This window comes from Rhodopseudomonas sp. WA056, from assembly GCF_010906995.1.
Taxonomy (GTDB): domain Bacteria; phylum Pseudomonadota; class Alphaproteobacteria; order Rhizobiales; family Xanthobacteraceae; genus Rhodopseudomonas; species Rhodopseudomonas palustris_G.
Genome location: NZ_QPFS01000145.1, coordinates 1 through 11,007 on the forward strand (window position 1 = coordinate 1; position 11,007 = coordinate 11,007).

At 67.7% G+C, this 11,007-nt stretch carries 11 protein-coding genes; 6 read left to right on the top strand and 5 right to left on the bottom strand.

Annotation, left to right across the window (positions count from 1 at the left end):
• The first annotated feature begins 114 nt into the window (after window positions 1-114).
• Window positions 115-1,113: an Hsp33 family molecular chaperone gene (locus DU475_RS20935; protein WP_164633213.1), complete on the top strand. Its 999-nt coding sequence runs from the start codon at window positions 115-117 to the stop codon at window positions 1,111-1,113.
• Between the two features lie 91 nt (window positions 1,114-1,204).
• Here the strand turns inward: DU475_RS20935 and apaG are convergent, their stop codons facing one another.
• Window positions 1,205-1,597 (bottom strand): Co2+/Mg2+ efflux facilitator ApaG/CorD, encoded by a 393-nt coding sequence (gene apaG, locus DU475_RS20940; RefSeq protein ID WP_047308973.1) that lies wholly within the window; start codon window positions 1,595-1,597, stop codon window positions 1,205-1,207.
• Window positions 1,598-1,847: 250 nt separating this feature from the next.
• Between apaG and DU475_RS20945 the strand changes: the two genes are divergently transcribed.
• Genes DU475_RS20945 through DU475_RS20955 form a run of 3 tightly spaced genes read left to right on the top strand, consistent with a single transcriptional unit; the run spans window position 1,848 to window position 4,902 of the window.
• A complete protein-coding gene (locus DU475_RS20945; protein ID WP_013504589.1) occupies window positions 1,848-3,110 on the top strand; it encodes an OpgC domain-containing protein in 1,263 nt (420 codons plus the stop codon).
• A complete protein-coding gene (locus DU475_RS20950; protein ID WP_142883694.1) occupies window positions 3,107-3,886 on the top strand; it encodes an SGNH/GDSL hydrolase family protein in 780 nt (259 codons plus the stop codon). The genes DU475_RS20945 and DU475_RS20950 overlap by 4 nt, the downstream gene beginning before the upstream one ends.
• On the top strand, window positions 3,886-4,902 hold the full coding sequence (locus DU475_RS20955) for an SGNH/GDSL hydrolase family protein (protein ID WP_164633214.1): 1,017 nt from the start codon (window positions 3,886-3,888) through the stop codon (window positions 4,900-4,902). The genes DU475_RS20950 and DU475_RS20955 overlap by 1 nt, the downstream gene beginning before the upstream one ends.
• Here DU475_RS20955 and DU475_RS20960 read toward each other — a convergent pair whose 3' ends face one another.
• The 3 genes from DU475_RS20960 to dsbD are packed head-to-tail and all read right to left on the bottom strand — an operon-like array spanning window position 4,903 to window position 8,060.
• Entirely contained in the window at window positions 4,903-5,550 is a 648-nt protein-coding gene (locus tag DU475_RS20960; RefSeq protein WP_013504586.1) for a L,D-transpeptidase, read from the bottom strand. It lies immediately after the preceding gene.
• Window positions 5,551-5,570: 20 nt separating this feature from the next.
• Window positions 5,571-6,203, bottom strand: coding sequence for a DsbA family protein (locus DU475_RS20965; protein ID WP_164633215.1), 633 nt, complete (start codon window positions 6,201-6,203; stop codon window positions 5,571-5,573).
• 24 nt (window positions 6,204-6,227) lie between these two features.
• Entirely contained in the window at window positions 6,228-8,060 is a 1,833-nt protein-coding gene (gene dsbD / locus DU475_RS20970; protein WP_164633216.1) for a protein-disulfide reductase DsbD, read from the bottom strand.
• Between the two features lie 98 nt (window positions 8,061-8,158).
• Between dsbD and DU475_RS20975 the strand changes: the two genes are divergently transcribed.
• Entirely contained in the window at window positions 8,159-8,818 is a 660-nt protein-coding gene (locus DU475_RS20975) for a response regulator (protein WP_013504583.1), read from the top strand.
• Entirely contained in the window at window positions 8,815-10,152 is a 1,338-nt protein-coding gene (locus DU475_RS20980) for a sensor histidine kinase (protein ID WP_164633217.1), read from the top strand. Before DU475_RS20975 ends, DU475_RS20980 begins: the two co-directional genes overlap by 4 nt.
• Before the next feature lie 45 nt (window positions 10,153-10,197).
• Here DU475_RS20980 and DU475_RS20985 read toward each other — a convergent pair.
• Window positions 10,198-11,007: PLP-dependent transferase (locus DU475_RS20985; protein ID WP_164633218.1), on the bottom strand; the 810-nt coding region annotated here is incomplete at its 5' end.

Genomic DNA, 11,007 nt, shown 5'->3' on the forward strand with positions numbered 1-11,007 from the left:
AAGGGACAGCCCCGCAAGGGGGAGGGGGATTAAAGCCTGCTCCGCGGCATCGCTGCCATTCGCCTTCCAGCTCGGCCCTTCCGATCCCCGCCTCTCGCCCCCAGATAAGCGCCCATGACCTCACAGACCCCCGATCCCCACACTCCCGAAACGCCCGAGCGCGCGCCGTCGGCGGTGCCGATCGACGACAGCGTGCTGCCGTTCGAGGTCGGCGCGCTCGATCTGCGCGGCCGGCTGACCAAGCTCGGCCCGGCGCTCGACGAACTGCTCGCCAAGCACGCCTATCCGGCCCCGGTCGCCAAGCTGCTCGGCGAGGCGATCGTGCTGGCAACGCTGCTCGGCTCGTCGCTGAAGTTCGACGGCCGCTTTATCCTGCAGACTCAGACCGACGGCCCGGTGTCGTTCCTGATCGTCGATTTCCAGGCGCCCGACCGGCTGCGCGCCTACGCGCGCTACGACGCAGCCCGGCTCGAACCCGGGCTCGGCTCCGGCGCGCTGCTCGGCAACGGCCATCTGGCGATGACGATCGATCAGGGGCCGGACATGCGCCGCTATCAGGGCCTGGTGGCGCTCACGGGTGCCGGTCTGGAGGAGGCTGCGCACGAATACTTCCTGCGCTCCGAACAGATCCCCACCCGGGTTCGTCTCGCGGTCGGCGAGGAATGGCGCGGCGGCGAGGGCGGCCGGCATCACTGGCGCGCCGGCGGCATGCTGCTGCAATTCCTGCCGAAGTCGCCGGAGCGCGCGCGCCAGGCCGATCTGCATCCCGGCGACTCGCCGGAAGGCACCCAGGCCCACACCGTCGATGAGGACGACGCCTGGGTCGAAGGCCAGTCGCTGATCGCCACCGTCGAGGACGTCGAGCTGATCGATCCGGATCTGTCCGGGGAGCGGCTGCTGTACCGGCTGTTCCACGAGCGCGGCGTCCGGGTGTTCTCGTCGCTGCCGATGCGCGCCGAATGCTCGTGCTCGCGCGAGGCCGTCGCCGGCATGCTGTCCCGCTTCGCTCCCGCCGACCGCGCCGACATGGTCAAGGACGGCAAGGTCGTGGTGACATGCGAGTTCTGCTCATCGGTGTACGAGTTCACGCCGGAGGAGGCGGGGGTGGAGTGACCGTAGGGTGCGTTGAGCCGAAGGCGAAACGCATCTTCCTGCGCAGCCTTCCCGGGTTTCGCTGCGCTCATCCCAAGCTACGAACTGTCGATTAGTTCAACGTCCGTTTCCCCTCCGGGCTGTCCAGCGAGAAGGTCGGGACGTCGATCTCGAAGGTCTCGCCGGTTTCGCTTTCCATCTGGTAGCGGCCGGCCATGAAGCCGGAGGCGGTGGGGAGGGGGACGCCGCTGGTGTATTCGAACCGCTCGCCGGGCGCGAGCACCGGCTGTTCACCGACCACGCCTTCGCCGCGCACTTCCTGGGTCCGGCCGGAGGCGTCGGTGATCACCCAATGCCGGGTGCGGAGCTGCACGGTTTCCTCGCCCGAATTGGTGATCACCACGGTGTAGGACCAGAAATACTGCCGGTTCTCCGCCGAGGAGCGCTCGGGCAGATAATTCGGCTCAACGGTCACTTCGATCCGGCGGGTGACGGCACGGTACATGGCTCGATTTCCAGCTCTTGGCCCAAATATAACGAAAATCAGCGTTGAAACCAGTCGTTCGGAACGAGTTTCAGGTTGTCGCGCCGGCGTCTCCGCGGTTTCAACATAGTTCGGGGCTAGCCATCCTCGGCTTCGAACAGCGCCTTTGCGGGGCTGCGGCAGAATGCCGGCCGTGCCGCCAGCCGCTTCGCCGGTGGCGCGCCGGCTGCTATAGCAACGACAAGCGTGCAGTGCGCCATCGCAGAGCCACATGACTCCTCCCGTCACTACAATTGCCGAACCGGTCACCGGCGCGCCGCCCGCCGGCGGCCCGCCGACCGAGCCGGCTGCGCCGCCACCGCGGACGGCCTCCTCGCCGCCGCGCAAGCCGGCGCCGAAACGGGAATTGCGGCTGGATCTGTTCCGCGGTCTGGCGCTGTGGCTGATCTTCATCGATCATCTGCCGGCCAACGTGCTGACCTGGTTCACGCTGCGGAATTACGGCTTCTCCGACGCCACCGAGATCTTCATTTTCATTTCCGGCTACACGGCGGCGTTCGTCTACGGCAGGGCGATGACCGAACTCGGCTTCGTGGTAGCGGCGGCGCGCATCCTGAAGCGGGTCTGGCAGATCTACGTCGCCCACGTGTTCCTGTTCACGATCTTCCTGGCCGAGATCTCCTACGTCGCCACCAGTTTCCAGAACCCGCTGTATTCCGAGGAAATGGGCATCCTCGACTTCCTCAAACAGCCCGACGTCACCATCGTCCAGGCGCTGCTGCTGCGGTTTCGCCCGGTCAATATGGACGTGCTGCCGCTGTACATCGTGCTGATGTTCTTCCTGCCGCCGATCCTGTGGCTGATGCGGCGCTGGCCGGACGTGACGCTCGGGCTGGCGACGCTGCTCTATGCCGCCACCTGGCAGTTCGACCTTCACCTCACCGCCTATCCGAGCGGCGCCTGGGTGTTCAATCCGTTCGCCTGGCAGCTTCTGTTCGTGTTCGGCGCCTGGTGCGCGATGGGCGGGGCGGAACGGCTGTCGCGGGTGCTGGCCTCGAAGCTGACGCTGTGGCTGGCGGCGATTTATCTGGTGGCCGCATTTTATGTCACACTGACTTGGTACACCCCGCAATTGTTCCACACCCTGCCGAAATGGCTTGAGCAGTGGATGTATCCGATCGACAAGCCCAACCTGGACGTGTTGCGGTTCGCGCATTTTCTGGCGCTGGCGGCGCTGACCGTCCGGTTCATCCCGCGGGACTGGCCGGCCTTGAATTCGCTCTGGCTGCGACCGCTGATCCTGTGCGGCCAGCATTCGTTGGAGATCTTCTGTATTGGTATTTTCCTTGCTTTCGCCGGATACTTCGTGCTGGCGGAGGTTTCCGGCGGCGCCTTGATGCATTTCTTCGTCAGCTTGACCGGTATCTTCATCATGTCGGCCGCCGCTTGGCTGTTCTCGTGGTACAAAAATGTGGCGAGCAAGTCCGGGTCGCGGCCACCGCCCGACGCCGACCTCGCGGGGGGCGATGCATGAAGGCCACGGCGATGGCCGGGTTGGGTCTGGCACTGGCCGTGGCGCTGCTCACGGCGATCGGCCTGTCGGCGCCGGCCGCGGCCGAGCAGAACGGCCAAAGCTGCGTCCCGCCGGCCTATCTGCTGGCGACCGAGGCCAGGCTGAAGGGCGTCGCCGCCGCGATCAAAACCAGCCGCAAGATCGACGTTCTGGTGGTCGGCAGCCGCTCCTCGACCATCCTGTCGGCGGAAAACAGCGCCTATCCCGGACGATTGCAGGCGCTTTTGCGCGACAAGCTGCCGGGCGTCGAGGTCAACGTCATGGTCGAGATGCGGTCGAAGCGGACCGCCGCCGATGTCGCCGCCGGGCTCTCGGCCCTGGTCGCCGAGCGCAAGCCGGGGCTCGTAATCTGGCAGACCGGAACCTTCGACGCGATCCGGTCGATCGATCCGGACGAGTTCCGCACCGCCCTCGGCCAGGGCATCGCCGCCGTGAAGCAGGCGGGTGCTGACATCGTGTTGATGAATTTGCAGTATAGTCCCCGCACGGAGACGATGATCAATCCGGCGCCGTATCTCGATGCGATGCGGGTCGTCGCGCAGGAATACGAAGTTCCGCTGTTCGACCGCTTTGCGCTGATGCGCCACTGGAACGAGACCGGCGAGTTCGATCTGTTCAGTCCCGCGCCAGGGATCGATATGGCGTTGCGGATGCACAACTGTCTGGCGCGGGCGCTGTTGGCGTTCGTGATGGAGGCGGCGCAGATCGACCCGGCGGAGGTGAGGAATAAGCGTTGATGAGAGTATCCGACCGCTCCAAATCCGCCGCCGCGGCGCTATTGGCGACGACATTCGTTCTGTTTGCTGCTCCGGACGAGAGGGCGCAGGCCCAGACCGTGCAGACCCAGACTGTGGAGGCTCAAACTGTGCAGGCTCAAACTGCGCAGACCCAGGCCGGGCCTGCAGCCGGGGAGGCCGCGCCCGGCGAAGCCGAGCCCCACATCGTTCCGGCCGATCGCAGCAAGACCGTTGCCGGCACCGCCCTCGACAAGATCAAAGGCGTCGCCAAACAGGCCGGCGACATCCTCGGCCGGGTGCCCTGCTTGCCGCCGAAGGGCGGCGCCAAGTCGATCGGTTCGCTGCCACGCGTCGCGCGCAAGCTCGCCGACCGCCGGCCGGTGGTGATCGTCGCGTTCGGCTCGTCCTCGACGCAGGGCTATGGGTCGAGTTCGCCGGCGTTCACCTATCCGAACCGGCTCGCCGCGATGTTGAGGCGCCATTATCCGCACTCCGACATCACCGTGGTCAACAGCGGCAAGGGCGGCGAGGACGCGCCCGAAATGATGCAGCGGCTGAAGACCACCGTGCTCGACGCCCAGCCCGATCTGGTGATCTGGCAGGTCGGCACCAATGCGATCCTGCGCGACCTCGATCCGGCCGACACCGGCAGGCTGGTCGACGACGGCATCAGGGCGATCCAGTCCGCCGGCGCCGATATCGTGCTGGTCGATCCGCAATACGCGCCGCGGGTCAACGAGCGGCCCGAGCATGCCGGCAAGATGATCAAGGCGCTCGGCCGGCTCGCGGAGCTGCGCCATGTCGGCATCTTTCCGCGGTTCGAAGTGATGAAGGAATGGCACGAGCAGCAGGCGATCCCGTTCGACAAGTTCGTCATCGCCGACGGGCTGCACATGAACGATTGGGGCTACGCCTGCTTCGCGCAACTGCTCGGCGACGGCATCATCCGCTCGGTCGATCAGGTTCGGCTCGGCACCGCCGGACCGGGCGACGTCACGGCATTTCGGCCGATGTAGTCATCGCACCACCACCTTGGCGCCTTTCGGCACGCGGGCGTAAAGGTCGATCACGTCCTGATTGAGCATCCGGATGCAGCCTGACGACACCGCCTTGCCGATCGTCTCCGGCTCGGTGGTGCCGTGAATCCGGAACAGCGTATCCTTGCCGTTCTTGTACAGATACAGCGCCCGGGGCCCGAGCGGATTGGTCTCGCCGCCCTCCATGCCCCTGGCCCATTTGCCGTAACGCTCCGGCTCGCGCGCGATCATGTTCCGCGTCGGCGTCCAGTGCGGCCATTCGGCCTTGCGGCCGACCTCAGCCGTGCCGGTGAATTCCAGCCCGGCCTTGCCGACCCCGACGCCGTAGCGCAGCGCCTTGCCGCCTTCGAGCACCAGATAGAGAAACCGGTTGCGCGGATCGACCACCACCGTCCCCGGCGGCTCGGCGGTCCGGTAGTCGACCAGTTGCCGGACGTAGGCGGGATCGAGCTGTTCGGCTTCGACGGCGGCGATCGGGTGTCTGTCGGTGTCGATCGCGGCGTAGCGCGCAGCAACTGCAGGAGCGACCGTCGCTGCCGGTCCCTTGATGTCGGTCGTCGAGTTGGTGACGCAGCCGCCGAGCGCGAGCGCGGCAGCCGCAAGAACGAGGATCGGGCGGATCGTCATCGGATGCAACGGACGCCGGCTCACTTCGCGCCCTGGGATCCGCGCACCTGCGCCACCACCTTCCTGAACGCGTCGGCGTCGAGCGCCGCGGCGACCTTGTAGGGCCCGACCAGATAGACCGGCGTACCCTGCAGGCCGATCGCTTCGGCCTGCGATTGCGTCCGCCGCATCAGCGCGGTGATCGCATCGCCATGGGTATCGAGGTCGCTTTGCAGCTTCGCCATGTCGACGCCGGAGGCCGCCACCGCATCGCGCATCTGGTCCTTCGAGATGCCGCGTCCGGGGATCGCCATCAGGGCGTCGTGGGCGATCTGATACTTGCCCTGATACTTGGCGCCGAGCGCCATCTGCGCGCCGTACACCGACGCTTCGGTCAGGATCGGCCAGTCCTTGTACACCAGCCGGATCTTGCCGTCGCTGCGGACCACCTTCTTCAGGTCCGGTTCGGACTTCTTGCAGAACGGACAATTGTAATCGAAATAGGTGACGATGGTGACGTCGCCCTTGGGATTGCCGGCCTCCGGAGCGTCCGGATTGCGCAGGATCGCATCGACATCGACGCCTTCGGCCCAGGCCTGCGGCGCGCCGAACGACCTCAGCAGCGGCACGGCGGCGATCGCGCCGAGGATCAGAAGGGATTGTCTGCGGTTCATCGTCATTCTCCAGTCTGGCGGTGATCAGGACCGCGCGTCCAGGCGCTTCAGGGTCAGGGTGAAAGCATCGGCGGAGACTTCGCCGACGATGCGGGCGGCGGAGACTTCCTCGCCGTCGCGGGCGTCGAGAAACACCATGGTCGGCGGGCCTACTACGTCGAAGCGCTGCATCAGCGCCGCGGTCTCGGCATTGGTGGCGGTGACGTCGGCGCGAATGACGGTGAGGCCGGCGAGACGGCGCTGCACTTCCGGCGCGGCGAACACATTGCGCTCCATGGTCTTACAGGCGGTGCACCAGTCGGCCGAGAAGTCGATCATGATCGGCTTGCCGCGATCGCGGCCGTCGGTGATCGCCGCATCCAGTGCGGCGACCGACGTCACCGTCCCCGCGTCGTGCAGAGGCTGCGAGGTGCGGCTGCTACTACCGAACACCGCGAGCGGCCGCAGCGGATCGTCGGCTCCGCCGGCCGCGCCCACGATCAGGGCGCCGCCGTAGACGAACAGCGCCAGCCCGGCCGCCTTGCCGAGCCGCGGCACGGCTCCGCCGGGCCGGCCGATCCGGTCGAACGCGCCGAAGAACACCGCGGTCCCGATCGCCAGCGCGGCCCACAGCATCATGCTGACCGAAGCTGGTACGAGGCGCCCGAGCAGCGCCGTCGCGATCGCCAGGAAGGCGACGCCGAACAGCTTGCGCACGCTCACCAGCCACGGGCCGGAGCGCGGCAGGACGCCGCCGCCGAAGGCGCCGACCAGCATCAGGGGAAACCCCATGCCGAGCCCGAGCGCGAACAGCGCCGCAGCGCCGCGCGCGGTGTCGCCGGTCTGCGCGACATACAGCAGAGCTGCGGCGAGCGGCGGCGTCACGCACGGGCCGACGATCAGCGCCGAGGCGAAGCCGAGCGCCGCGGCTCCAAGCAGCGGCCCGGCACGGCTGCTGATCCGGCCGGTCAGCGCATCGCCGAACCGTGCGGCGGGAAGCTGAAGTTCGAACAGGCCGAAGCTCGACAGCGCCAGCGCGACATACACCGCCGCCATTGCTGCGAGCGCGGCCGGCATCTGCAGTACGGCTTGCAGGTTCTGTCCGGACCAGGCCGCGGCGATGCCGAGCGCCGCATAGGCCGTCGCCATGCCCAGCGTGTAGATCAGCGCCAGCGCGAAACCGCGGACCGGGGTGATGTCGCGGCCGGCGCGGGTGAGCATGCCGGCGACGATCGGCACCATCGGCAGCACGCACGGCGTGAACGCCAGCAGCAGACCGAATCCGGCAAAGGCGAGCAGCAGCGGCAGCCAGGCCTGGGTCATCGACGGCAACACCGACGCGGCGGACCCGCCGATGTCCGGCGACGCTGCGATGCTGCGCGGCTCGGCGCCCGGCAGTGCCGGCGGCAGATCGGGCCAGGCGATCTGCGGCGTGGCGCCGGCGGTGCCGGCGATCGTCACCGCGGCGCTGCCGAGGTCGACGGCCGCGGTCACCGGCGGATAGCAGATGCCGCGCTCGGCGCAGCCCTGGTAGCCGACGCTGAGCCGCGCGACGCCGTTCAACGCGCCCGCCGGGATCGTGACGGCGAGGCTGCGGTGATACACTTCGGTGATGCCGAAGTTGGGATCGTCCTTGGTGGTGCCTTGCGGCAGTTCCGGGCGCAGCCGGGTGCCGTCCGGTGCTCGCACCACGATCTTGTCGCGGTACAGGTAGTTGCCCGGTGCAATCGTCCAGTTGAGGATCACGCCGTCGGCGGCGGGATCGACCGTAAGCCGGAACGGCTGTTCTCTGGATGCGGCAGTTGCGGTGTTCCCTGCGGACATTACCGCCCCGGCCAAGACCAGCAGGGCGATGATACGTAACAGACGAATGGCCATGATTCCCCGACGCTTGCGAACCGGGGGCAGTCTGGCCGCCCAGCTTAAGCCAGCCTTAAGCCTGAGGCAGCAAGCCGTGATGAGGAGGTGACGGGCCGATGCGAATTCTGGTGGTCGAGGACGATGCGATGATCGCGGACGGCATCCGTGCCGGGCTGTCGCTCGCCGGCGCCAGCATCGACTGCGTCAGCGGTTGCGAAGACGCCCGTGCGGCGCTGGCGGCGAACGAATTCTCGGCCGTCGTGCTCGACATCATGCTGCCGGACGGCAGCGGCGTCGATCTGCTGCGCGCCATCCGTGCCGCCGGCGACACGACCCCGGTGCTGCTGCTGACCGCGCTCGACGAAACGCCCGACCGCATCGCCGGTCTCGACGCCGGCGCCGACGATTATCTCGGCAAGCCGTTCGATCTCGATGAACTGTCGGCGCGGCTGCGCGCGATCATCCGCCGCCGCGACGGCCGCGCAGCCACCTGCCTCGAACACGGTCCGGTCAGGCTGTATCCGGCGGAAGGCAATGCTACGCTGGACGGCGTATCGGTGGCGCTGTCGCGCCGGGAATTTGCCGTGCTGCACGCGCTGATGGAGCGGCCCGGCGTGGTTCGCTCGCGCGCCGAACTCGAGGAGCGGCTGTACGGTTGGGGCGACGAAGTCGACAGCAACGCGATCGAGGTCCACATCCACAATCTCCGCGCCAAGCTCGGCCGCAGCGCGATCGAGACGATGCGCGGCCTCGGCTATCGGATGGCGCCGCGATGATCGGTTCGCTGCGGCTGAGGTTGTTCTTCGTGCTGCTCGGCGCCACCGGCGCGGTGTGGATCGCCGCGGTGGCGTGGATCTATGCGTCCAGCCAGCGCGAGCTGGAGCACGTGCTCGACACCCGCCTGCAGGAAGCCGCGCGGATGGTGGTGTCGCTGGTCGGCAGCATGGAGGGCCGGCTGCCCGAAAAGCTGCCGAGCCTGCGGCCTGCGGCCACGGGCGGCAACTACGAGCGCCAGCTCTCCTGTCAGGTATGGTCGCTGCAAGGGACGATGATCGCACGGTCGAGCGGCGCGCCGGAGCAGCGGCTCAGCGACCAGCCGAGTGGGTTTTCCGAACGCCTGATCGACGGCGAGATCTGGCGGATCTACGCGACGGAGGACGAAGCCAAAGGCTTCAGGGTGCTGGTCGGCGATCGACTCGGTCTGCGCGACCGCCTGGTCACCGACCTGATCAAGGGACTGCTTTGGCCGGCGCTGCTGATCGCGCCGCTGCTCGGGGTGCTGATCTGGGTCAGCGTCCGCCGCGGCCTGCGGCCGTTGCAGGCGATCGCGTCGGATCTGGTCGGCCGCGGCGCCGACGATATGCGGCCGGTCGACGCCAGCCGCGCGCCGTCGGAGGTGCAGCCGTTGACGCTGGCGCTCAACGCGCTGTTCGAAAAGGTCGCGCTGGCGCGCCGGCACGAGCGGGAAATCACCGCATTCGCCGCGCACGAGCTGCGCAGTCCGCTTACCGCGCTGAAGACCCAGGCGCAGGTCGCGCTCGCGGCGAACGATCCGGCGGTGTCGCGGGCGGCGCTCCAGCAGATTCTGCTGGCGGTCGATCGCGCCACGCGGCTGGTGCGGCAATTGCTGACGCTGGCCCGGCTCGACGCGCATGCCGAGATCGACGATCGCACCCGCGTTCCGATGCGCCCGCTGATCGAGGAGGTGGTTCGCGCCACGCCGCGGGCCGGCGGCATCGAGGTGACGATCGGCGACGATCTCCGCGACGTGGTGTGGAATGGGAATCGCGAGTGTCTCGAGCTCGCGATCCGCAATCTGCACGAGAACGCGGTGCAGTACATGCCGGGCGGCGGCGAAGTCCGCTGGCGGGCCGGGGAGTCGCCGCGCGACATCGTGGTCGAGGATACAGGACCAGGAGTCGCGGCGGACGAGCTCGACAAGATCGGTCAGCGCTTCTTCCGCGGCCGCAACAAGTCGGTGGTCGGTAGCGGTCTCGGTCTCGCGATCGCTTCGCTCGCGGTCGAGCGCAGCGGCGCCGGCCTGCATTTCGGCAACCGCACCGACCGCTCAGGCTTCCGCGCCGAGATCAGGCTCCGGTCCGATCGATAGTTTCGCGCCGAGCTCCACGCAATGACGACACGGGGCCTTGATCGCTCATACCTTCTCCAGCGCCGCGACCAGATCTTCGATCAGGTCGTCCTTGTGCTCCAGGCCGGCCGACAGCCGGATGAAGCCTTCGCTGATACCAAGTTCGGCGCGCGCTTCGGGCTTGAGCCGCTGATGCGTGGTGGTTGCCGGGTGGGTGACGAGGCTCTTGGCGTCGCCGAGATTGTTGCTGATCTTCACCAGCCTCAGGGCATTGAGGAAGCGGAACGCCTCGGCCTTGCCGCCTTTCACCTCGAAGCCGACCAGCGTCGAGCCGGCGCCCATCTGCTTCTTCACCGTCTCGGCCTGCGGATGGTCGGCGCGGCCCGGATACACCAGCCGCGGCACCTTCGGGTGGCCGGCCAACGCATCGGCGATCGCGGCGGCGTTGGCGGTCTGCTTCTCGACCCGGATCGACAGCGTCTCCAGACCCTTCAGCAGCACCCAGGCGTTGAACGGCGACAGCGACGGCCCGGTCTGGCGCAGATAGGTCTGGATGTGCTCTTCGATGAAAGCTTGTGTCGACAGCACCACGCCGCCGAGACAGCGGCCCTGGCCGTCGATGTGCTTGGTGGCGGAATACACCACGACGTCGGCGCCGAGCTGCAGCGGGCTTTGCCAGATCGGGGTCGCGAACACGTTGTCGACCACGAGGCGCGCGCCGCCCGCATGGGCGATTTGCGCGATCGCGCCGATGTCGAGCACGTCGAGCGTCGGATTGGTCGGGCTTTCCAGGAAGCAGGTCCGCGTGTTCGGCCGCATCGCGCGTTGCCACTGGTCGAGATCGAGGCCGTCGACCAGCGTCGACTCGATGCCGTA